The sequence below is a fragment of the Pseudomonas sp. p1(2021b) genome (assembly GCF_020151015.1).
GTDB lineage: Bacteria > Pseudomonadota > Gammaproteobacteria > Pseudomonadales > Pseudomonadaceae > Aquipseudomonas > Aquipseudomonas putida_K.
Genome location: NZ_CP083746.1, coordinates 3,535,741 through 3,557,949, shown reverse-complemented (window position 1 = coordinate 3,557,949; position 22,209 = coordinate 3,535,741). Strand labels below are relative to the sequence as shown.

Genomic DNA, 22,209 nt, shown 5'->3' with positions numbered 1-22,209 from the left:
AGCGCCGCGCGGGCGGCGCTCGATCACACACACCGAAGCTGTCTCGACGAACACTGCCACTCTTGACGAAGCCCCTGGTTCCCTGTTTTATTGAAACCGTTTTCATAACCCTGCCCACATAAGCGAATACAAGAAGGTCATCGGGTGGACAAGACGCTTTCCCAAGCCCGCACGCGGGTCACCATCAGTGAAGTGGCCCAGGCTGCCGGCGTTTCCAAGGCCACGGTGTCGCGCTATATCGGCGGCGACCGGCAACTGTTGGCCGATGCCACCGCCCAGCGCATAGAGGCGGTGATCGAGCAGCTCGGCTACCGCCCGAACCGCATGGCCAGCGCCCTCAAGCGCGGCCGTACGCGCCTGATCGGCATGCTCCTGGCCGATATCCGCAACCCCTATTCAGTGGCCGTGATGCACGGCGTCGAGACGGCCTGCCGCGAGCATGGCTACAGCCTGGTGGTGTGCAACACCGACTGCGACGATGCCCAGGAGCGCCAGCACCTGCAGGCGCTGCAGGCCTACAACGTCGACGGCCTGATCGTGAATACCCTCGGCCACCACGCCGGCGAGCTGGCCAGCCTGGCTCAGGAACTGCCCATGGTATTGGTGGATCGCCAACTGGCCGAGCTGCAGACCGACTTGGTGGGCCTGGACAATGCCGATGCTGTCGAGCAGGCCCTGGACCATCTGCACACCTGCGGTTACCGCGACATTCTTGCCGTCAGCGAACCCCTCGACGGCACCAGCTCGCGTCAGGAGCGGGTGGCCGCTTTCCAGGCCGCCATCGCCCGAAGGCCCGGGCTGCGCGGCCAGATACTGGAAGTGAGCGCCAACCTGCCTGTGCAGCTGGCGGCGTTCCTGGCCAGCGCTGGCCATGGTCCCCAGGCCCTGTTCAGCTGCAACGGCGTGGCGACCCTGGAGGTCATGCGTCACCTGCATGGACGTGGTGAACAGCTGTTCCAGCAGCTGGGCCTGGTGGCCCTCGACGACCTGGACTGGTACCCCTTGGTCGGCGGCGGTATCACTGCCTTGGCTCAGCCCACCGAACGCATCGCTGCCGCAGCGGTCCAGTGCCTGCTGGAACGGCTGCAAGGCAGCCAGTTGCCGGCGCGTCGGCTTGACCTGCGCGCCCAGCTCATCGTGCGAGGCTCCACCCCGATACGCAATTGAATGCAGCGCGGCTCGCGAGTCGCGCTGTTTTTTGCGCGGAAATGAAACCGGTTTCACCTGACAAGAACAAGGACAACGACGATGCATGCGAACCCTGTTTCCATCAGCCTGTCGAGCTTCGGCGCCGATACTGTGAAGCGCCGTGGCCAGATCGCCTACCTGCCGCTGTTGGCGCAAGCCGGGGCGCGTCGCGTGGAATGGCGCGAAGAGCTGTTCGAGGCTTGGCCCGATGCTGCCACCCTGGCCAAGGCCAGTGATGAACTGGGGCTGGAAAGCCTGTTCTCGACGCCCCTGGAGTTGTGGCGCGAGGACGGTAGCCTGGAGCCGGCGGTGGCCGAGCGGCTGCAACTGGCTGAGCAGATCGGTGCGGTGGCCCTGAAGGTATCCCTTGGCCATTATCGCGACACCTGCGACCTCCAGGCCCTGCGGCCGTTGCTCGGGCGTAGGGCGGCATTGTTCGTGGAGAACGACCAGACTGCCCAGGGCGGCCGCCTGGAGCCGATGCTGCGTTTCTTCCAGCGTGCCGCCGCCCTCGACCTGGCGCCGGGCATGACCTTCGACATCGGCAACTGGTACTGGCAGGACGAGTCGCCGGTACAGGCCGCACAAGCGCTGGGCCGCTGGGTGCGTTACGTGCATTGCAAGGCCGTCACCCGCCGTGATGACGGGCGCCTGGTGGCGGTGCCGCCTCAGGCATCGGACCTGGTGTTCTGGCGACGACTGATGACCCACTTCGTATCCGGCGTGCCGCGTGCCATCGAATATCCCCTGGTCGACGACGATTTGCTGGCCTATACCCGCCAGCAGGTCCAGCACCTGGCTGTGCTCGAGGCGGAGGTCCATCATGGCTGAACATGACGTGCTCTGCTTCGGCGAAACCATGGCCATGTTCGTGGCCGAGCAGTGCGGCGACCTGGCCCAGGTGGCCGGTTTCGGCAAACGTATCGCTGGTGCCGACAGCAATGTGGCCATTGGCCTGGCCCGCCTGGGCCTGCGGGTGAACTGGCTGAGCCGGGTGGGCGACGATTCGCTGGGTGCCTTCGTGCTCGCCAGCCTGCGTGGCGAAGGCCTGGACTGTTCCCGTGTCGAAATCGACCCCGCATACCCCACGGGCTTCCAGCTCAAGGCACGTTGCGACGATGGCAGCGACCCGCAAGTGGAATACTTCCGCCGAGGCTCGGCCGCCAGCCGCCTGTCACCGGCGCAGCTGTGCCCGGAGTTGCTGGATGCCCGCCACCTGCATGCCACAGGCATCGTGCCGGCCTTGTCGGCATCGTGCCGCGACCTTTCTCTGCAGTTGCTCGAGGCCATGCGCGCCAACGGCCGCAGCATCTCCTTCGACCCCAACCTGCGCCCGTCGCTGTGGCCCAACCGGCAAACCATGGTCCAGGAAATCAATGCCCTGGCGGTCAAGGCCGACTGGGTGCTGCCAGGGCTGGAAGAGGGGCGCCTGCTCACCGGCCGGCAAACCCCTGAAGCCATTGCCGGCTTCTACCTGGAGCACGGCGTGCAATGCGTGGCCATCAAGCTGGGCGCCGAGGGGGCGTACCTGCGTGATGCCCGCGGTGCCGAAGGGGTGGTCGCGCCCTGTCCCGTGGCACAGGTGGTGGACACGGTAGGGGCGGGCGATGCCTTCGCCGTGGGCGTGGTCAGCGCCTTGCTCGAAGGCCACGACCTGCGCCGCGCCGTGGCTCGCGGCAACTGGTGCGGCAGCCGCGCGGTGCAATCGCGCGGCGACATGGAAGGCCTGCCGCAGCGCCATGAATTGGATGCCTACGAAGACCGCTTCGGCGGTTGAACCGAACCTGCCGGCCTGGCCGGTACCTGTTGCAACAAGAACAACAAGCTCAGGAGATTCAACCATGCAGATCGACCGACTTGCCCCAAGACGCTGGTGGTACATCATGCCCATCGTCTTCATCACCTACAGCCTGGCCTACCTCGACCGTGCCAACTACGGCTTTGCCGCCGCTTCGGGCATGGCCGATGACCTGCACATCACCCCGGCCCTGTCGTCCCTGCTCGGGGCGCTGTTCTTCCTGGGCTATTTCTTCTTCCAGGTACCCGGTGCCATCTATGCCGAAAAACGCAGCGTCAAGAAGCTGATCTTCGTCAGCCTGATCCTCTGGGGCGGCCTGGCCACGCTCACCGGCATGGTGCAGAACGTGTCGCTGCTGATCGCCATCCGCTTCCTGCTGGGGGTGGTGGAGGCTGCAGTGATGCCGGCCATGCTGATCTACCTCTGCCACTGGTTCACCCGCGCCGAGCGCTCGCGGGCCAACACCTTCCTGATCCTTGGCAACCCGGTGACCATCCTGTGGATGTCAGTGGTGTCCGGGTACCTGGTCAAGCATTTCGACTGGCGCTGGATGTTCATCATCGAAGGCCTGCCGGCGGTGCTGTGGGCATTCATCTGGTGGCGCCTGGTCGATGACCGTCCGGAGCAGGCCACCTGGCTCAAGGCACAGGAGAAAACCGCACTGCGCGAGGCCCTGGCCGCCGAGCAACAGGGCATCAAGCCGGTGAAGAACTACCGCGAGGCGTTCCGTTCGCCCAAAGTAATCATCCTCTCGCTGCAGTACTTCTGCTGGAGCATCGGGGTCTACGGCTTCGTGCTCTGGCTGCCGTCGATCCTCAAGCAGGCCGCGGCGCTGGACATCGTCACCGCCGGCTGGCTGTCGGCGGTGCCGTACCTGGGCGCGGTGCTGGCCATGCTCGGGGTGTCCTGGGCGTCCGACCGGATGCAAAAGCGCAAGCGCTTCGTCTGGCCGCCCCTGCTGATCGCCGCGTTGGCTTTCTACGGCTCCTACGTCCTGGGCACCGAGCACTTCTGGTGGTCATACACCCTGCTGGTGATCGCCGGCGCCTGCATGTACGCCCCCTATGGCCCGTTCTTCGCCATCGTGCCTGAGCTGCTGCCCAGCAACGTCGCCGGCGGCGCCATGGCCCTGATCAACAGCATGGGCGCGCTGGGCTCGTTCTCCGGCTCCTGGCTGGTGGGCTACCTCAACGGTGCCACCGGCGGCCCGGGCGCTTCCTACTTGTTCATGTCCGGCGCGCTGCTGGTGGCGGTGGCCCTGACTGCCGTGCTCAATCCTTCGCAACAGGCGCGGCGCCAACATCTGGCGCCGAGCCAATAGGTATCGACCATGAAAAAACGCATCGTCCTCTACAAACGTTTGTCCGATGAACTCATGCAGCGCCTGCAAGCCCATGCCGAGGTGACCCTGGTCGAGGCGCCAGCGGCCGATGGCCTGGCGCGCCTGCGTGCGGCACTGCCGGGCGCCCATGGCCTGCTCGGCGCCAGCCTGCGTCTGGATGGTGAGCTGCTGGGCCTGGCGCCGCAGCTGGAGGTGGTCTCCAGTGTCTCGGTGGGCGTGGACAACTACGACATCGGCGAATTCGACCGCCGCGGTGTGCTGCTGACCAATACCCCCGACGTGCTCACCGAAACCACTGCCGACACCGGATTCGCCCTGCTGATGGCCTGTGCCCGGCGGGTGGTGGAACTCGACGGCTGGATTCGCAACGGCCACTGGCAGGCCGGCATCGGCCCGGCCCAGTTCGGTTGCGATGTGCACGGCAAGACGCTGGGCATCGTCGGCCTGGGGCGCATCGGCGAGGCCCTGGCCCGTCGGGCCCACGCAGGGTTCGGCATGCAGGTGCTGTATCACACGCGCCAGCCACGGCCTGAAGTGGAAGCTCGCTACGGGGCGCGTCACCGCAGCCTCGAGGCCTTGCTGGCCGAGTCCGATTTCGTCTGCCTGTGCGTGCCCCTGAGCGCGCAGACACAAAACCTCATCGGCGCGCCTGAACTGGCGCTGATGAAACCCAGCGCCATCCTGGTGAACATCTCCCGGGGCCGTGTGGTGGACGAGCCGGCCTTGTTGCAGGCCTTGCGCGAGCGGCGTATCCGTGGCGCGGCCCTGGACGTGTTCGTCCAGGAACCGCTGCCGGCCAACTCGCCACTGCTGCAACTGGACAACCTGGTGGTAACCCCGCACATCGGCTCGGCCACCCACGAAACCCGTGAGGCCATGGCCCGTTGCGCGGTGGACAACCTGCTCGCCGCCCTGGCGGGTGAAAAACCGGCCAACCTGGTCAATCCCATTGCTTGGGAGCGCAGGGCCAGTTAAGCCGCGCCAGACGCCATCGCGGGACAAGCCCGCTCCCACAAGTCTCGATGCGCCGTCCTGTGGCAGCGGGCTTGTCCCGCGATGGAGGCAGCGCTGTCTATGCTTTCCGACATTACAACAACAGCCCCGCACGAACGGAGCGAATGCCATGTATGACCTGATTGACCTGTCAAAGAAGAGGCCAAAACCATGTCCAACGACGAACCTGCCTTCGCGCACCCGGCGCGCCGCGAGTTCCTGCGCAAGTCACTGACCCTCATTCCGGTGGCGACCCTCGCCAGCACCGGTATGGGCAGCGCGGTGCTTGCCGAAACCACCACCCCCGCACCTGCCAAGGACCCTGAACAGGGCAGGGCGCCTGCCCGAGCCTACCAGCCGACCTTCTTCACCGCCGAAGAATGGGCGTTCATCTCGGCTGCGGTGGCGGTGCTCATTCCCGCCGATGCACTCGGCCCTGGCGCGGTCGAAGCCGGTGTCCCCGAATTCATCGACCGCCAGCTCAATACCCGCTATGGCAGCGGCGGCCTGTGGTACATGCAGGGTCCCTTCCATCCAGACGCACCGGCCGAGCTCGGCTACCAGCTCAAGCTCAGCCCCCAGGAGATCTACCGGCTGGGCATCCAGGAAACCGACGCCTGGTGCAAGGCGCAGTGGAGCAAGCCGTTCGCCCAGCTGGACCCAGCCCAGCAGCAGCAAGCCCTGGAGGCCCTGGACAGCGGCAAGGCGGCCCTGGCCTCGGTGCCTGCCGTCACCTTCTTCGCCATGCTCTGGCTCAACACCCGCGAAGGGTTCTTCAGCGACCCGCTGCACGGCGGCAACCAAGGCCTGGCCGGCTGGAAGCTGATCGGCTTCCCCGGCGCGCGCGCCGATTTCATGGATTGGGTGGAACGCGACGAGCGCTATCCCTTCCCTCCGGTATCCATCAGTGGCGAGCGAGGTTGAGCGATGGCCCAGGTGATGAAGAAAGTCGATGCGGTCATCGTCGGGTTCGGCTGGACCGGCGCGATCATGGCCAAGGAACTGACCGAGGCAGGCCTGCAGGTGGTCGCCCTGGAGCGAGGCCCGGCGCGTGACACCTACCCGGACGGTGTCTACCCGCAGACCATGGACGAACTGACCTATAACTCGCGCAAGAAACTGTTCATGGACATCTCCCGCGAGACCGTGACCCTGCGCCACAGCCTGAACGATGTGGCCGTGCCGTACCGCCAGTTCGGTGCCTTCCTGCCCGGCACGGGTACCGGCGGGGCCGGGCTGCATTGGTCGGGCGTGCATTTTCGCGTCGACCCGATGGAGCTGCGCATGCGCAGCCACTATGAAGAGCGCTATGGCAAGGCCTTCATCCCCGAAGGCATGACCATCCAGGATTTCGGCGTCAGCTACGAAGAGCTGGAGCCCTACTTCGATTTTGCCGAAAAGGTCTTCGGCACCTCCGGCACCGCCTGGTCGATCAAGGGGCAGGTGGTGGGCCGCGACAAGGGCGGCAACCCGTTCTCCCCGGACCGCTCCGATGACTTCCCGTTGCCGGCGCAGAAGAACACCGTCTCGGCGCAGCTGTTCGAAAAGGCGGCCCGCGAGGTCGGCTACCACCCCTACAATTTACCGTCGGCCAACACCTCCGGGCCCTACACCAACCCCTACGGGGCACAGATGGGCCCGTGCAATTTCTGCGGCTACTGCAGCGGCTATGCCTGCTACATGTACTCCAAGGCCTCGCCCAACGTGAACATCCTGCCGGCCCTGCGCCAGGTGCCGAACTTCGAGCTGCGCAACAATGCCCATGTGTTGCGGGTCAACCTCAATGCCGAGAAGAACCTGGCCACCGGCGTGACCTACGTCGATGCCCAGGGACGCGAGGTGGAACAGCCGGCGGACCTGGTGATCCTCGGTGCCTTCCAGTTCAACAACGTGCGCCTGATGCTGCTCTCGGGCATCGGCAAACCCTACGACCCGGTCAGCAACCAGGGCGTGGTGGGGCGTAACTTCGCCTTCCAGAACCTGTCCACGGTGAGCGCCTTCTTCGACAAGAACAGCCACCACACCAACCCCTTCATTGGCGCTGGCGGCAATGGCGTGGCGGTGGACGACTTCAACGCCGACAACTTCGACCATGGCCCGCTCGGCTTCGTTGGCGGCTCGCCGTTCTGGGTCAACCAGGCGGGCACCAAGCCCATCTCCGGCACCAAGACGCCGCCGGGCACGCCCAAGTGGGGCAGTGCCTGGAAGGCCGCGGTGGCTGACAGCTACAGTCATATGCTGTCGATGGATGCCCATGGCGCGCACCAGTCCTACCGCGACAACTACCTGGACCTGGACCCGGTGTACAAGGACGCCTATGGCCTGCCGCTGCTGCGCATGACCTTCGACTGGAAGGACAACGACGTGAAGATGAACCGCTTCATGGTCGAACAGATGCGCAAGATCGCCGAGGCCATGGGGCCCAAGGCGATCGCCGCGTCGATGAAGGCGTTCGGTCAGCACTTCGATGCCACCGTGTACCAGACCACCCACCTCAACGGCGGCGCGATCATGGGCACCGACCCCAAGACCAGTGCCATCAACCGCTACCTGCAGAGCTGGGACGTGCACAACGTCTTCGTGCCAGGCGCCTCGGCGTTTCCCCAGGGGCTGGGCTACAACCCCACCGGGTTGGTGGCGGCGCTGACCTACTGGTCGGCACGGGCCATTCGCGAGCAGTACCTGAAGAACCCAGGTCCACTGGTGCAGGCATAGGAGGCCGACCATGAAACGACTGTTGACCGCCGCCCTCTGCCTGGGCGCCAGTACCCTGTTGCACGCCGCCGATGCGGCTGACCCGGCCCTGGTCAAGAAGGGCGAATACCTGGCTCGCGCCGGCGACTGCGTGGCCTGCCATACCGCCAAGGGCGGCAAGCCGTTCGCCGGCGGCCTGCCCATGGAGACGCCCATCGGCACGCTCTATTCGACCAACATCACCCCGGACCCGAGCGGCATCGGCGACTACAGCTACGAGGACTTCGAGCGTGCCGTACGCCAGGGCATCGGGCTCGATGGGAGCACTCTGTATCCGGCCATGCCATACCCATCCTATGCGCGGGTCAGCGACGAGGACATGCAGGCGCTCTATGCCTACTTCATGCATGGCGTGCAGCCGGTGGAGCAGGCCAACAAGGACAGCGACATCCCCTGGCCGCTGAGCATGCGCTGGCCGCTGGCGTTCTGGCGCGGGCTGTTCGCGCCTGAGGTCAAGCCGTTCGAGGCCGGTGGGCGCGACCCGGTGGTGGCCCGTGGGGCCTACTTGGTCGAGGGCCTGGGCCACTGTGGCGCCTGCCATACGCCGCGAGCGCTGACCATGCAGGAAAAAGCGCTGGATGCCGACGACGGCGATGCCTACCTGGCCGGCAGTGCGCCGCTGGAAGGCTGGATCGCCAAGAGCCTGCGGGGCGATCACAAAGATGGCCTGGGCAGCTGGAGCGAGGCGCAGATCGTGGCCTTCCTCAAGACCGGGCGCAACGAGCGCACGGCGGTCTTCGGCGGCATGAGCGATGTGGTCGAGCACAGCATGCAGTACATGAGCGACGCCGACCTCAGCGCCATCGCCCGCTACTTGAAGACCTTGCCGCCGGTGAACCCGGACGACAAGCCGTTCCAGGAGGACCGCCAGGTCGCCGATGCGTTGTGGAAGGGCGACGACGCCAAGCCCGGTGCCGCGCTCTACGTGGACAACTGCGCCGCCTGCCACCGCACCGATGGCAAAGGTTACGCGCGGGTGTTCCCGGCCCTTGCCGGCAACCCGGTGTTGCAGGGCGAAGATGCCACCTCGCTGATCCACATCGTCCTCGAAGGCGGCACCCTGCCTGCCACGCAGACGGCGCCGTCGACCTTCACCATGCCGGCCTTCGCCTGGCGGATGAACGACCAGCAAGTGGCCGATGTGGTCAACTTCATCCGCAGCAGCTGGGGCAACCAGGCCGGTGCGGTGACCGCAGCCCAGGTGGCGAGCCTGCGCAAGCAGCCGGCGCCTGTGCTCAAGGCCGAGTCGTTGATCGGTGATACCACGGGGATCGAGGAACCTTGAACCTTGAGGGCCGCTGCGCGGCCCTTTCGCGGCACAAGGCCGCTCCTACACAGGGTGGGGAGTGGCCTGGGCCGCAGTTCCATGAACGTTACAGGTGTACAGGCTTGGGCTTGCAAAGGCACGAAAGCGGCCTGCTGGGCTATCCGCAGGGCTGTGCAGTGCAGCTATGCTTGCCACCGAGGGGAGCCCAAGGGAGCGCGTCATGAGTCAGGAGTCCAAGCCGGTGCCCGCCGGTTTCAGCGAGCAGCAGCTGCATACCTTGTTCGAGCTGATCAGCGACGGTATCTGGGATTGGCATGCCAATTCCGGGTACGTCTACCGCAACCCCGGCTGGTACGCCATGCTCGGCTACGAAAGCCATTCCATGGCCAACACCGTGCTCACCTGGGAAAGCGTCATCCACCCGGAGGACTACCCCCGGGTAATGGCCCACTTCGAGGCCTACATCAACCAGCGCAACGAGCGCTACCGCATCGAATACCGTTGCCGTTGCCAGGACGGCAGTTACCTGTGGATCGAGGACAGCGGCCATATCATCGCCCGCAACGAGGATGGTTCGGTGGCGCGCATGCTCGGCGCGCACCGCAACATCGATGCCGGCAAGCGCCTGGTGATCGAGCTGCAGCAGAAGAACCAGTCCCTGGAAACCCTGGTGGCCGAGCGCACCCGGGAGCTGTCGTGGGTCAACCAGCAACTGCAACGCCAGCTCGAGGAGAACCTGGAGCTGGCTGAGCGCGACGCGCTGACCCGCACTGCCAACCGCTATCGCCTGGAGAAGACCCTGCAGCAGGAATGCGAACGGGCCCGGCGTTTCCGCCAGCCGTTGTCGCTGATCGTCATGGACGTGGACGACTTCAAGCCGATCAACGACCGCCACGGCCATGCCCGGGGCGATGCGGCGCTGGTGGAGGTGGTCGAATGCATCCGGGGTTGTCTGCGCCCCCAGGACCTGCTGGCGCGCTGGGGAGGCGACGAATTCGTCGCCGTGTTGCCGCAAACGCCGGTGGAGCAGGCATTGGAGATTTCAGGCGCGATCCGCCAGGCCATGGAGGCGGTAGAGCCGATCGGCGACTGCCGGCTGACCATGAGTTTCGGGGTGGTGCGCTGGCAGGACGATGAAGACCAGCACGACCTGCTGGCGCGGGCCGACCAGGCGCTGTACCGGGCCAAGGCGGCGGGCAAGAACACCATTTTCGAATGAGCTGCAGGCGGCCCCTGTAGGAGCGGGGCAAGCCCGCTCCTACAGGGGGGGCAAGCCTTGCAAAGCCGGACAAAAAAGACCCGCGGCGCCTGGGGCGCAGCGGGTAAAATCGGCCGTCGCCGCTTCAGTGTCAGATATGCAGGGCGTGGCCCAGGGCTCGCAGGGCCGCCTCCTGGACCGTTTCGCCCAGGGTCGGGTGGGCATGGATGGTGCCGGCGACATCCTCCAGCCGTGCGCCCATCTCCAGGGACTGGGCAAAGGCAGTGGACAGCTCCGAAACCGCCACCCCTACGGCCTGCCAGCCGAGGATCAAGTGGTTGTCACGACGGGCCACCACGCGCACGAAGCCGCTTTTCGCTTCCAGGGTCATGGCCCGGCCATTGGCGGCGAAGGGGAACTGCGCGACGATGCAGTCCAGGCCTTGCTGGCTGGCTTGCTCCGGGGTCTTGCCGACTACCACCACTTCCGGGTCGGTGAAGCACACCGCGGCAATTGCGGCCGGCTCGAAACGCCGCGCCTTGCCGGCGATGATTTCCGCCACCATTTCGCCCTGGGCCATGGCCCGGTGGGCCAGCATCGGCTCGCCGGCCACATCGCCAATGGCCCAGACGTTGCGCATGCTGGTCTGGCAGCGTTCATCGATGGCCACTGCCGCGCCGTTCATCTTCAGGTCCAGGCATTCGAGGTTGAAGCCCTGGGTGCGCGGACGGCGGCCGACCGCGACCAGCACCTGGTCGGCCTCCAGGCGCAGTTGCCCGCCCTGGCCGTCGTTGGCCAGCAGGCAACCGTTCTCGTAGCCTTCGACGCTGTGGCCCAGGTACAGGGCGATGCCCAGTTTCTTCACCGACTCGGCCACCGGCTGGGTCAGCTCGGCGTCGTAGGTCGGCAGGATGCGCTCGCGGGCTTCCACCACGCTGACCTGTACACCCAGCTTGCGGTAGGCAATGCCCAGCTCCAGGCCGATATAGCCGCCGCCAACCACCACCAGATGCTGGGGCAGGGCTTTGGGCGCCAGGGCCTCGGTGGAGGAGATCACCGGGCCGCCCAACGGCAGCATCGGCAGTTCCACGCTGGTGGAGCCGGTGGCCAGCAGCAGGTGTTCGCACTGGATACGCTGGCCATCGACCTCGACGTTCTTGCCGTCGAGAATCCTGGCCCAGCCGTGGATCACCTTCACGCCGTTCTTCTTCAGCAGCGCAGCGACGCCGCTGGTCAGGCGATCGACGATGCCGTCCTTCCAGGCCACGCTGCGGGTGATGTCCAGGCGCGGTGCGGACACGCTGATGCCCAGGGGCGAGGTGTCATCGAGGCGGCTGGCCTGATGGTACTGCTCGGCCACATGGATCAGCGCCTTGGACGGGATGCAGCCGATGTTCAGGCAGGTGCCGCCCAGCGCCTGGCCTTCGACCAGCACGGTGGGGATGCCCAGCTGGCCGGCGCGAATGGCGGCGATGTAGCCGCCAGGGCCGCCACCGATGATCAGCAGGGTGGTATTGAGGATCTGTTGCATGCTCACTCCACGAACAGGCAGGCGGGCTGTTCCAGCAGGCCACGTACGGCCTGGATGAACAGGGCGGCATCCATGCCATCGACCACACGGTGGTCGAAGGAACTGGACAGGTTCATCATCTTGCGCACGACGATCTGGCCGTCGATCACCACCGGCCGTTCGACCATGCGGTTGACCCCGACGATGGCCACTTCCGGCGTGTTGACCACTGGCGTGCTGGCGATACCGCCCAGTGCGCCGAGGCTGGTCAAGGTGATAGTCGAGCCCGACAGCTCGTCGCGGCTGGCCTTGTTGGTGCGCGCGGCGTTGGCCAGGCGGGCGATCTCGGCGGCGTTGCTCCACAGGCTGCCGGCTTCGGCATGGCGCAGCACCGGCACCATCAGGCCATTGTCGCCCTGGGTGGCGATGCCTACATGCACCGCACCATGGCGGGTGATGACCTGGGCTTCGTCGTCATAGGTGGCGTTGATCTGCGGGAAATCGCGCAGGGCCACGACCATGGCGCGCACGATGAACGGCAGCAGGGTCAGCTTGCCGCGGCTTTCGCCGTACTTCTGGTTGAGCTGTTGGCGCAGGGCTTCCAGGGCGGTGACGTCGATTTCCTCGACGTAGCTGAAATGGGCGACGCGGCGCTTGGCGTCCTGCATGCGCTGGGCGATCTTGCGGCGCAGGCCGATGACCGGGACCTGCTCGCTGTCGGTACGCCTGGCGTAGCCGCTCGGCGCCTGGCCGGCGCTGCTGTGGGGCTTGCTGATGAAGGCATCGAGGTCTTCATGCAGGATGCGCCCGGCCGGGCCGCTGCCATGCACGTAGCGCAGCTCGATACCGGCATCCAGGGCGCGCTTGCGCACGGCCGGGGAGGCCAGCGGCTTATCGCTGGCCTGGCGCGGCACGATAGGCGCGGCGGCGCTGGTGCTGGCAGGCTGGCTGGCCACCACTTGAGGTTCGCTGCGCGGTGGCTCGACGACCGGCGCCGGCGCAGGGGCCGCGACGGCTTCGACCGGCTTGGCCTGCGGCGCATCCACGTGGTTGCCGCCGCCTTCGACTTCGATGCGGATCAGCTCGCTGCCGACCGCCATCACCTCACCTGGCTGGCCGCCCAGGGCCAACACCTTGCCGCTGACCGGCGAAGGGATTTCCACGGTGGCTTTGTCGGTCATGACATCGGCCACCACCTGGTCCTCGGCGATCACATCGCCGACCTTGACGAACCACTCCACCAACTCGACCTGTGCGATGCCTTCGCCGATGTCCGGCATCTTGATGACGTGCGTGCCCATTCAGACCTCCATGACCCGTTTCAATGCCGCACCTACCCGCGAAGGGCCGGGGAAGTAGGCCCATTCCTGTGCGTGAGGGTAGGGGGTGTCCCAGCCGGTGACGCGCTCGATGGGCGCCTCGAGGTGATGGAAGCAATGCTCCTGGACCAGCGACACCAGTTCGGCGCCGAAGCCGCAGGTACGGGTGGCCTCGTGGACCACCACGCAGCGGCCGGTCTTCTTGACCGACTCGACGATGGTATCCAGGTCCAGCGGCCATAGGCTGCGCAAGTCGATGACCTCGGCGTCGACGCCGGTTTCCTCGGCAGCCACCTGGGACACGTACACCGTGGTGCCGTAGGTGAGCACGGTTACGTCGTTGCCCGGGCGGGCAATGGCCGCCTTGTCCAGCGGGACCTGGTAGTAGCCGTCGGGCACCGCGCTCTGCGGGTGCTTGGACCACGGCGTCACCGGGCGATCGTGGTGGCCGTCGAACGGGCCGTTGTACAGGCGCTTGGGCTCCAGGAAGATCACCGGGTCGTCGCATTCGATGGCGGCGATCAGCAAGCCCTTGGCGTCATAAGGATTGGATGGCATCACCGTACGCAGGCCGCAAACCTGGGTGAACATCGCCTCCGGGCTCTGGCTGTGGGTCTGGCCGCCGTAGATACCGCCGCCACAGGGCATGCGCAGGGTCAGCGGGGCGGTGAACTGGCCGGCCGAGCGGTAGCGCAAGCGGGCCATCTCCGAGACGATCTGGTCGGAGGCCGGGTAGAAGTAGTCGGCGAACTGGATCTCCACCACCGGGCGCAGGCCATAGGCGCCCATGCCCACGGCGGTGCCGACGATACCGCTCTCGGAAATCGGCGCGTCGAACACCCGCGACTTGCCGTACTTGGCCTGCAGGCCTTCGGTGCAACGGAACACGCCGCCGAAGTAGCCGACGTCCTGGCCGTAAATCACCACGTTGTCGTCGCGCTCGAGCATGATGTCCATGGCCGAGCGCAGGGCCTGGATCATGGTCATGGTGGTGGTGGACATGGCGGATTCCAGATGGATGCTGTTGTTGTGATCGTTCATCTCAGACCCCCAGTTCCTGGCGCTGGCGGCGCAGGTGTTCGGGCATTTCCTTGTACACGTCCTCGAACATCGAGGCGGCACTCGGGATGTGGCCATTGCCCAGGGTGCCGTACTGCTCGGCTTCCTTCTGGGCCTTGAGGATCTCGGCCTCGAGCTCGGCAGTGACCGCCTGGTGTTCTTCCTCGGACCAATGGCCGCTGGCGATCAGGTGCTGCTTCAGGCGCGCGATCGGGTCGCCCAGCGGGAAGTGGCTCCAGTCATCGGCCGGGCGGTACTTGGACGGGTCGTCGGAGGTCGAGTGCGGGCCTGCGCGGTAGGTGACCCATTCGATCAAGGTCGGGCCCAGGCCTCGACGGGCGCGTTCGGCGGCCCAGCGCGAGGCGGCGTAGACGGCGATGAAGTCGTTGCCGTCGACCCGCAGCGAGGCGATGCCGCACCCCACGCCACGGCCGGCGAAGGTGGTCGACTCACCACCGGCGATGGCCTGGAAGGTGGAGATGGCCCATTGGTTGTTGACCACGTTGAGGATCACCGGGGCGCGGTAGACGTGGGCGAAGGTCAGGGCGGTGTGGAAGTCCGACTCGGCGGTGGCGCCATCGCCGATCCAGGCCGAGGCGATCTTGGTGTCGCCCTTGATCGCCGAGGCCATGGCCCAGCCGACCGCCTGGACGAATTGGGTGGCCAGGTTGCCGCTGATGGTGAAGAAGCCGGCTTCGCGCACCGAGTACATGATCGGCAACTGGCGGCCCTTGAGCGGGTCGCGCTCGTTGGACAGCAGCTGGCAGATCATCTCGACCAGGGAGACGTCCCGGGCCATCAGGATGCTCTGCTGGCGGTAGGTCGGGAAGCACATGTCGGTGTATTGCAGCGCCAGGGCCTGGGCACTGCCGATGGCTTCCTCGCCCAGGCTCTGCATGTAGAAGGACATCTTCTTCTGGCGCTGGGCGACGACCATGCGGTTGTCGAAGATCCGCGTCTTGAGCATGGCGCGCATGCCTTGGCGCAGGACCTGCGGGTCGATGTCCTCGGCCCAGGGACCGACGGCGTTGCCATGCTCGTCCAGGACGCGAATCAGGCTATAGGAGAGGTCCGCGGTGTCGGCGGGCTCCACATCGACAGGAGGTTTACGGACAAGACCGGCGTCGTTCAGACGCAGGTAGGAAAAATCGGTCTGGCAGCCTGGCCGGCCGGTAGGCTCGGGCACATGCAGCTGCAGGGGGGCGTACTCGTTCATGCCTTTTACGCTCGCTCGAATGTTGTTTTTGTGAGCTTTGAAGCGGTCGCCGCTGAGTACCGGCTTGTGACTGGTAAGTCAGCGCTAAATACATCATAGGGGGATGGCCAGAGAATTTTTCTCTCAAGTTGATTGCCTTTGCCTGACGGGCCAGATAAACATTCCGCATAAACACAAAAAACCGGTGAATTTGTCTCATGCGCAAACTCGATCGTACGGATATCGGCATTCTCAACAGCCTTCAGGAAAACGCCCGCATCACCAACGCAGAGCTGGCCCGCTCGGTGAACCTGTCGCCGACGCCTTGCTTCAACCGGGTCAAGGCCATGGAGGAGCTGGGGGTGATCCGTCAGCAAGTGACCCTGCTGGCGCCCGAGGTGCTGGGGCTGGACGTGAACGTGTTCATCCATGTGAGCCTGGAGAAGCAGGTGGAGCAATCGCTGCACCGCTTCGAGGAAGAAATTGCCGAGCGGCCCGAGGTGATGGAGTGCTACCTGATGACCGGTGACCCCGACTACCTGCTGCGCGTGCTGCTGCCGAGCATCCAGGCGCTGGAGCGGTTCCTCGACTACCTGACGCGGCTGCCAGGGGTAGCCAATATCCGCTCGAGCTTCGCCCTCAAGCAGGTGCGCTACAAGACCGCGCTGCCGCTGCCGGCCAATGGCATGACCTTGCGCGAGTCGTGAGATCTGCACCGGCCTGTGTGGCGACAGCCTGCGATGGGCTGCAAAGCAGCCCCAAGCCTTCAAACGGTGGAGCCCTCCAGACTTAAGGGGCCGCTTTGCGGCCCATCGCAGGCTGTCGCCCCCACCGAGATTGCGCCGCCTCAAGACTTGCGAAATCCCTGTGGGCGGGCTTGCCCCGCGAGTGGTCCGCGCAGGCAGCGAACATCGTGAGGTGTTAATAAATTTCTACATTGATGCTGCGCCTTGCTTGATATTTTCAACATCCAGCGCCTATGTTGTGCCCGACGAGCACACAACAACAAGGACAGCGTCATGAAGACCGAAGCCCCGCGCTCATTCGCCGAGCGCTTGACCGGCATCGATGAGATCGAATGCGTCACCCCCGACCTCAACGGCGTACCCCGCGGCAAGGTGATGACCGCCGAAGGCTTTCTCGAGGGGCGTCGCCTGCAGATGGCGCGGGGTGTATTGCTGCAATGCATCATGGGCGGCTACCCGCCGGCGCGCTTCTATGGCAGCGACGACGGCGACCTGGCCCTGGTGGCCGACCCTGCGCAGATTCACCGCCTGCCCTGGAGCGACGAGCCCCGGGCCCTGGCCATCTGCGATGCGGTCGAGCTCGATGGCGTGCCATCCGGGCTTTCCACCCGCGGCCAACTCAAGGCGGTGATCGCCCGCTATGCTGCCCTTGGCCTGGCCCCGGTGGTGGCCACGGAGCTCGAATTCTTTGTCTTCGCGCCCAATGCCGACCCAGGCCAGGCGTTCCAGCCGCCGGTGGGCAAGGACGGCCGCCGCGAGCTCGGCCACTCGGCCTTCAGCGTCAGCTCCAACAATGGCCTGCGCCCGTTCTTCAGCGAGGTCTACCAGTGCATGGCCGCGCTTGGCCTGCCCCGTGACACCTTCATGCACGAGATGGGTGTCAGCCAGTTCGAGATCAACCTGTTGCATGGCGACCCGCTGTTGCTGGCCGACCAGACCTTCCTGTTCAAGCACCTGCTCAAGGAGGTGGCGCTCAGGCACGGCCTGACGGTGGTGTGCATGGCCAAGCCGCTGGCGCGGACCCCGGGCAGCTCCATGCACATCCACCAGAGCCTGGTGGAGATCGGCAGCGGCCGGAACGTGTTCAGCGACGAAGCGGGGCAGCCAACGGCGACCTTCTATCAGTTCATCGGCGGACTTCAGGCGTGCATGGCCGACTTCACCGCGTTGTTCGCCCCCAACGTCAATTCCTATCAGCGCCTGTGTCACCCATACGCCTCGCCCAACAATGCCTGCTGGTCCGAAGACAACCGTGCAGCCGGCCTGCGCATCCCGGCCAGTTCGCCTGTGGCGCGGCGGGTGGAGAACCGCTTGCCAGGCGCCGATGCCAACCCGTACCTGGCCATCGCCGCGAGCCTGGCTGCTGGCCTGCACGGCATCGAGCAAGGCCTGCAGCCAACGCCCGCGATCCAGGGCGAGTTCGACGTGCCGGAGCACCTGAGCCTGCCGTGCACGCTGCACGCCGCGCTGGAGCGGCTCAAGCGCAGCGCATTGGCGCGGGAACTGTTCGGCGGCGAGTTCATCGAAGGCTACATTGCCACCAAGGCCCTGGAGCTGACCGATTTCCTCGACGAAATCACACCCTGGGAACGACGGGTGCTGGCGGCACAGGCCTGATCGCGACACGACCGGCACTGGACGCGCCCCTGTTGCGCTATTTCGCTGCCAGGGGCCTGCGCCGCGGCAATTTTGCTTTTATGCTTGCCTGCAAGCCAACGCCATCTGACCCAAGGAGTTCGACGGGACGTATGCGCAACATCTGGAAGCCGTTTCAGTCGCTGTATTTCGCTGCCTTGATGATGCTGATCGGCTCGGGCCTGCTCAGTACCTACCTGGCCCTGCGCCTGGCCGCCGACCATGTGGACAGCCTCTGGGTCGGCGCCTTGATGGCCGCCAACTATTTCGGCCTGGCGGTGGGCGGCAAAATCGGCCACCGGCTGATCGGCCGGGTCGGGCACATCCGCGCCTATGCCACATGCGCCGGCATTGTGTGCGCCGCCGTGCTCGGGCATGGCATGACCAACTGGTTGCCGGTCTGGGTAGGGCTGCGGATGATCGTCGGCCTGGGGATGATGTGCCAGTACATGGTCATCGAGAGCTGGCTCAACGAGCAGGCCGATGTGAAGCACCGCGGGGCGGTGTTCAGTGGCTACATGATCGCCTCCTACCTGGGCCTGGTGCTCGGCCAGTTGATCCTGGTGGTACATCCGGAGCTCGGCCCTGAACTGCTTATGCTGGTGGCCATGTGTTTTGCCTTATGCCTGGTGCCGGTGGCGATGACCCGGCGCATCCACCCGGCACCGTTGCGTCCGGCGCCGATGGAGCCGAAGTTCTTCCTCAAACGGGTACCCCAGTCCCTGTCCACGGTGCTGGGCTCGGGCCTGATCGTGGGTTCGTTCTACGGCCTGGCGCCGTTGTATGCGGCCAAACAGGGGCTGACCACCGAGCAGATCGGTCTGTTCATGGGTAGCTGCATTTTCGCGGGGTTGGTGGTGCAGTGGCCGCTGGGTTGGCTGTCGGACCGCTACGACCGAGCTGTGCTGATCCGTAGCGTCTCGATCGGCCTGGCGCTGGCTGCATTGCCGCTGGCGGTGCTGTCCAGCGTGCCGCTGGAGTTGCTGTTCGCCATCGGTTTCGTGATTTCGCTGCTGCAGTTCTGCCTGTATCCGCTGGCGGTCGCGTTTTCCAACGACCATGTCGAAAGCGAGCGGCGTGTCTCGCTGACGGCCATGTTGCTGGTGACCTACGGCGTGGGGGCCTGTATCGGGCCGTTGGCGGCTGGCGTGCTGATGAAAGCGTTGGGGCCGCAGATGCTGTACGCCTTCTTCCTGTTCTTCGCCTTGGTGCTGGTGTGGCGTATCCGGCCGAAGGCGGTCACCGGGTTGCACCAGGTGCAGGACGCGCCACTGGGCCACGTGGCCATGCCAGCGGCCGGTTCGCCGTTGTCGGCGGCGCTCGACCCGCGGGTGGATGAGCAGACGGTGCAGGAGGTGATGCAGGCGCCGGTGGCCGCAGAGGATACCGAGGCTGAGGAACAGAAGGCCAAGGCCGAAGAGGTCGAGCCGCAGGCGGAGGTCGATAAGTCGATCTAGGTGGCAGGGTCGGCCTCATCGCGGGCTTGTCCCGCGATTCTTCCCCTGGAGCTGTAAAAACGAAAACGCCACCCGGTCGGGTGGCGTTTTTCATGGCCCAGCAAGGCTCAATAGTCGTCTTTGTCGAACCGCCGTGCCTCACGCTGCAATTGGTACACGAAGCTCTCGACCTTGCGCTGCAGTTGGCCGTTGAGGTTGTGAAAGCGTACCCCGGCGAACGTGGTATTGGCGCGCTCCTCGAAGTGCAGGTGGCGCAGCTCCACCATCGCTTGCGGGATACTCAGCGGGGCCGCGGCGGCAAAGCGCTCGTAGACCTGGCCCAGTTGCAGGCGCTCTTCGACATTGCCCTCGAAGCGCAGCTTGCAACCGGTGGCGGAGATGTCCAGCAGCTTGCCGCGCAGGGCGCCCTTGCCCTTGAGCTTTTCGCCGTCGAGCACGATATCGACCAGCTGCGACAGCTTGAGCGCGGCGCGGAAGGCGTTGCGCCGTTGGTGGTAGGTCACTTCGCTGGGCAGGGCGCTGCGGTAGCAGCGGTGGCCGTTGATCTCGGTGATGGTCGGTGCGTCATCGCAATCCCAGGCGATGCGCACCCCGTCATGGAAACCTTCGATGCGGAACGGTTCGCCGTTCTCGATGTATTTTTCCCCGTCGCGCGGAATCATCTCGTCCAGCGCCAGGGTATTGCTGTCACGGTCCACGTGTACCACGTAGCTCTGGAACCGCTGGCTGCGCTCGTGGAAGGTGATAATCAAGGGATCATGGCTATCTTGCAGCTGGCGCAGGTTGGCCGCGATCTCCAAAGGCGTGGTCAGCACCTTCGGCGGTTGCGGGGCATCGGTTTCATTGAACACGGGTTTTCAATCTCCAGGCAAAAACGACACACGCAAGTAACGGCATTTTGCCAGTATGTTCCGTGCCTTGATAGCGGTAATCACACTTGGCTGATAGCCCGTGCCTTGGCCATGGGCGAGGTGGTGCCACGGCTGTCGTAGAGCGAGGGAGAGTCGCCGCCGTTGAGGATGCGGATCTGGTTGGCGGTGGCGAGCTGTTGCACCTGGATGATCCGGCCGTTGGTCGCGTTGGCGGCCTGGCAGGCATCCATCAATTGGGAGAGCGCGTCCAAACGTTGCAGCAAGACCTCGCCTACCGTTGATTGTTCCGCCAAGGCCTTCACGCCTTCGCGGTCAGCGGAAAGGCCGAGCCCGGTGAGCAGCTGGTTGCGTCGCATGCCCTGCTGCTCGAGCAAGACGATCAACGACTGTTTGCGCGCCAGGATATGCTCCAGCAGTGCCATGTCACGGCCATGCAGGGCGACGGCTTCCTTCTGGAGCAGTTCGAGCAGCTCCTGGGTGGGCGCGATGTCGTTTTCGATCAATTGCAGCAGGGTAGTGTCGTGCATGGCTGGCTCTTGGCTCGTTACGTCTTTTGAAGTCAGCGCCCCAAAGGGTTAGCGCTGGGCTTCGAAATCAAGCAGTTTGCTGGCGACCCGCTCGGCATCGACCTTGTAGCTGCCGTCTGCGATGGCCTGCTTCAACTGCGCCACGCGAGCGCTGTCGACTGCTGGCTGGTCGCGCAGCTTGTCGCTGATCTTCTGCAACTGCTGGGCCTCTTGGCTGAGGTGTACCGCTTCTCCGCTGGCGCTGGGCTTGGCTGCCTGGCTGGTTTCGCCGGTTTTCTCGGCATCACCGGCCGCGGCATTGCCGCGAACGCCGCCCGTGATGGACGGAGAGTTATTCAAACGACTGAAGTCGATGACCATGATTGTAGAAACCTCTGGGAATTTGGACGCTTGCCTTGTTTTCGGCCAACCCGAAAAAAACTTTAGGCGCGAATTTGTCGGCGCCTGTGCGCAAGTTCACATAACCCGTTTTCTGACACAGTCTAGGAAAAGCAGTTCCTTGTCGCCAGCTTTCATGGTGTTTTCCTGTCAGGGCCTAATCGCGGGGCAAGCCCGCTCCTACAAGGATTGGGGCACTGGCAGGCACTGCAGCTACTACATGGCCACCTCGACCTGGCCTGGCCCGGTCACCCGTGCCTTGACCACCCGCTTGGAGTTGAGGTTGCGCACGCGGATCTGCTCCGACAGGCCGCCTTTGCTCAAGGCTTCGCCCGGCATGCGCACGCTCAGGCTGCCGCTGCGGGCGATGATCACCACGTGGTCGCCCTTGCGCACCACCTCGGCTTGTTCCAGGTGCTGTGGCGTGAGCACCTGGTCGAGCACGGTCGGGCGCAGCAGCTTCATGCCCACGGCCTGGTCCAGGTCGGTGAGAAAGCCTTGGTTGAGCGTGCCCACGTCCCGTTCCCGCAGGCTCACATCGCCTTCGCCGATGACGCTTTCGCGCTTGAGCGGGCGCGCCATCACCACCACGTCGCGGAACAAGCGCACCTGGGCCGGCACGAATACCGTCCACGGCGCGCTGCCGGCGCAGCGCACCCGTACCGTGACCCTGCCCAGCGGCTGTGCCGGGCTCTCCAGCGAAGCGTCCAGCGGTTGGCTGCATGCCGGCATGCGCAGGCGCGGGTCGAGGGTGTTGACCTGGATCTCGTAGCGGCCCGGTGTCTGGCTGGTGGCCAGGTAGTCCTCCACGGTGAATTCAAGAAACCCTTGGGTGACGCCGATAAGCTGTTCAGGCAAGGTAACCGCATCGGCCAGCGCTCGGTTGCCGGGGGCCAGCAGGCAGATCATGGCCAGCGAGCCGCCCAGCAGGCGCGTCAGACGTCGGAAAAATGTCGTTTTCATATACATGG

At 65.2% G+C, this 22,209-nt stretch carries 20 protein-coding genes and 2 pseudogenes; 14 read left to right on the top strand and 8 right to left on the bottom strand.

Annotated features, from left to right (window positions below):
- Positions 1-144: 144 nt before the first annotated feature.
- The 11 genes and pseudogenes from K8374_RS16520 to K8374_RS16470 all read left to right on the top strand — a co-directional run bounded on the left by K8374_RS16520 (position 145) and on the right by K8374_RS16470 (position 10,561).
- The gene (locus K8374_RS16520) at positions 145-1,167 is read left to right on the top strand and encodes a LacI family DNA-binding transcriptional regulator (protein WP_224456427.1); all 1,023 of its coding nucleotides are present in this window, start codon (positions 145-147) and stop codon (positions 1,165-1,167) included.
- Positions 1,168-1,248: 81 nt separating this feature from the next.
- Positions 1,249-2,019, top strand: a complete 771-nt coding sequence (locus tag K8374_RS16515; protein WP_224456426.1) for a sugar phosphate isomerase/epimerase family protein — start codon at positions 1,249-1,251, stop codon at positions 2,017-2,019.
- Positions 2,012-2,965, top strand: a complete 954-nt coding sequence (locus K8374_RS16510) for a sugar kinase (protein WP_224456425.1) — start codon at positions 2,012-2,014, stop codon at positions 2,963-2,965. The genes K8374_RS16515 and K8374_RS16510 overlap by 8 nt, the downstream gene beginning before the upstream one ends.
- Before the next feature lie 64 nt (positions 2,966-3,029).
- Positions 3,030-4,307 (top strand): MFS transporter, encoded by a 1,278-nt coding sequence (locus K8374_RS16505; protein ID WP_224456424.1) that lies wholly within the window; start codon positions 3,030-3,032, stop codon positions 4,305-4,307.
- A gap of 9 nt (positions 4,308-4,316) precedes the next feature.
- A complete protein-coding gene (locus K8374_RS16500; protein ID WP_224456423.1) occupies positions 4,317-5,303 on the top strand; it encodes a 2-hydroxyacid dehydrogenase in 987 nt (328 codons plus the stop codon).
- A gap of 189 nt (positions 5,304-5,492) precedes the next feature.
- The gene (locus K8374_RS16495; RefSeq protein ID WP_224456422.1) at positions 5,493-6,245 is read left to right on the top strand and encodes a gluconate 2-dehydrogenase subunit 3 family protein; all 753 of its coding nucleotides are present in this window, start codon (positions 5,493-5,495) and stop codon (positions 6,243-6,245) included.
- A 3-nt stretch (positions 6,246-6,248) separates the two neighbouring features.
- Positions 6,249-7,232: pseudogene (locus tag K8374_RS26480) on the top strand (GMC family oxidoreductase); the annotation flags it as partial.
- Between the two features lie 37 nt (positions 7,233-7,269).
- Positions 7,270-7,314, top strand: a pseudogene (locus K8374_RS26475) (hypothetical protein); the annotation flags it as partial.
- 242 nt (positions 7,315-7,556) lie between these two features.
- The gene (locus tag K8374_RS26470) at positions 7,557-8,036 is read left to right on the top strand and encodes a GMC oxidoreductase (protein WP_411969646.1); all 480 of its coding nucleotides are present in this window, start codon (positions 7,557-7,559) and stop codon (positions 8,034-8,036) included.
- A 10-nt stretch (positions 8,037-8,046) separates the two neighbouring features.
- The gene (locus tag K8374_RS16475) at positions 8,047-9,360 is read left to right on the top strand and encodes a cytochrome c (protein WP_224456421.1); all 1,314 of its coding nucleotides are present in this window, start codon (positions 8,047-8,049) and stop codon (positions 9,358-9,360) included.
- Between the two features lie 202 nt (positions 9,361-9,562).
- On the top strand, positions 9,563-10,561 hold the full coding sequence (locus K8374_RS16470; protein ID WP_224456420.1) for a sensor domain-containing diguanylate cyclase: 999 nt from the start codon (positions 9,563-9,565) through the stop codon (positions 10,559-10,561).
- A 130-nt stretch (positions 10,562-10,691) separates the two neighbouring features.
- Here the strand turns inward: K8374_RS16470 and lpdA are convergent, their stop codons facing one another.
- From lpdA to K8374_RS16450, 4 genes are read right to left on the bottom strand one after another with little or no spacing between them, the layout of a single operon-like run.
- On the bottom strand, positions 10,692-12,071 hold the full coding sequence (gene lpdA / locus K8374_RS16465; protein ID WP_224456419.1) for a dihydrolipoyl dehydrogenase: 1,380 nt from the start codon (positions 12,069-12,071) through the stop codon (positions 10,692-10,694).
- 2 nt (positions 12,072-12,073) lie between these two features.
- Positions 12,074-13,351, bottom strand: a complete 1,278-nt coding sequence (locus K8374_RS16460) for a dihydrolipoamide acetyltransferase family protein (RefSeq protein ID WP_224456418.1) — start codon at positions 13,349-13,351, stop codon at positions 12,074-12,076.
- Entirely contained in the window at positions 13,352-14,410 is a 1,059-nt protein-coding gene (locus tag K8374_RS16455) for an alpha-ketoacid dehydrogenase subunit beta (protein WP_084858265.1), read from the bottom strand.
- A 1-nt stretch (position 14,411) separates the two neighbouring features.
- Entirely contained in the window at positions 14,412-15,644 is a 1,233-nt protein-coding gene (locus K8374_RS16450; protein ID WP_084858264.1) for a 3-methyl-2-oxobutanoate dehydrogenase (2-methylpropanoyl-transferring) subunit alpha, read from the bottom strand.
- A gap of 197 nt (positions 15,645-15,841) precedes the next feature.
- On the opposite strand from K8374_RS16450, the gene bkdR reads away from it, so the two are divergent.
- From bkdR to K8374_RS16435, 3 genes are all read left to right on the top strand, one after another.
- A complete protein-coding gene (gene bkdR, locus K8374_RS16445; protein WP_196146849.1) occupies positions 15,842-16,330 on the top strand; it encodes a Bkd operon transcriptional regulator BkdR in 489 nt (162 codons plus the stop codon).
- 414 nt (positions 16,331-16,744) lie between these two features.
- Positions 16,745-17,986, top strand: coding sequence for a glutamine synthetase family protein (locus tag K8374_RS16440; RefSeq protein ID WP_224459339.1), 1,242 nt, complete (start codon positions 16,745-16,747; stop codon positions 17,984-17,986).
- Positions 17,987-18,117: 131 nt separating this feature from the next.
- Complete coding sequence (locus K8374_RS16435; protein WP_224456417.1) at positions 18,118-19,461, top strand: MFS transporter; 1,344 nt, start codon at positions 18,118-18,120, stop codon at positions 19,459-19,461.
- 107 nt (positions 19,462-19,568) lie between these two features.
- Here K8374_RS16435 and K8374_RS16430 read toward each other — a convergent pair whose 3' ends face one another.
- The 4 genes from K8374_RS16430 to flgA all read right to left on the bottom strand — a co-directional run bounded on the left by K8374_RS16430 (position 19,569) and on the right by flgA (position 22,207).
- Positions 19,569-20,312, bottom strand: coding sequence for a flagellar brake protein (locus tag K8374_RS16430; RefSeq protein ID WP_224456416.1), 744 nt, complete (start codon positions 20,310-20,312; stop codon positions 19,569-19,571).
- 80 nt (positions 20,313-20,392) lie between these two features.
- Complete coding sequence (locus tag K8374_RS16425) at positions 20,393-20,860, bottom strand: flagella synthesis protein FlgN (protein ID WP_084858260.1); 468 nt, start codon at positions 20,858-20,860, stop codon at positions 20,393-20,395.
- Between the two features lie 48 nt (positions 20,861-20,908).
- Entirely contained in the window at positions 20,909-21,220 is a 312-nt protein-coding gene (flgM, locus tag K8374_RS16420) for a flagellar biosynthesis anti-sigma factor FlgM (RefSeq protein ID WP_224456415.1), read from the bottom strand.
- A gap of 234 nt (positions 21,221-21,454) precedes the next feature.
- Positions 21,455-22,207, bottom strand: a complete 753-nt coding sequence (gene flgA, locus K8374_RS16415; protein WP_224456414.1) for a flagellar basal body P-ring formation chaperone FlgA — start codon at positions 22,205-22,207, stop codon at positions 21,455-21,457.
- Positions 22,208-22,209: the final 2 nt, after the last annotated feature.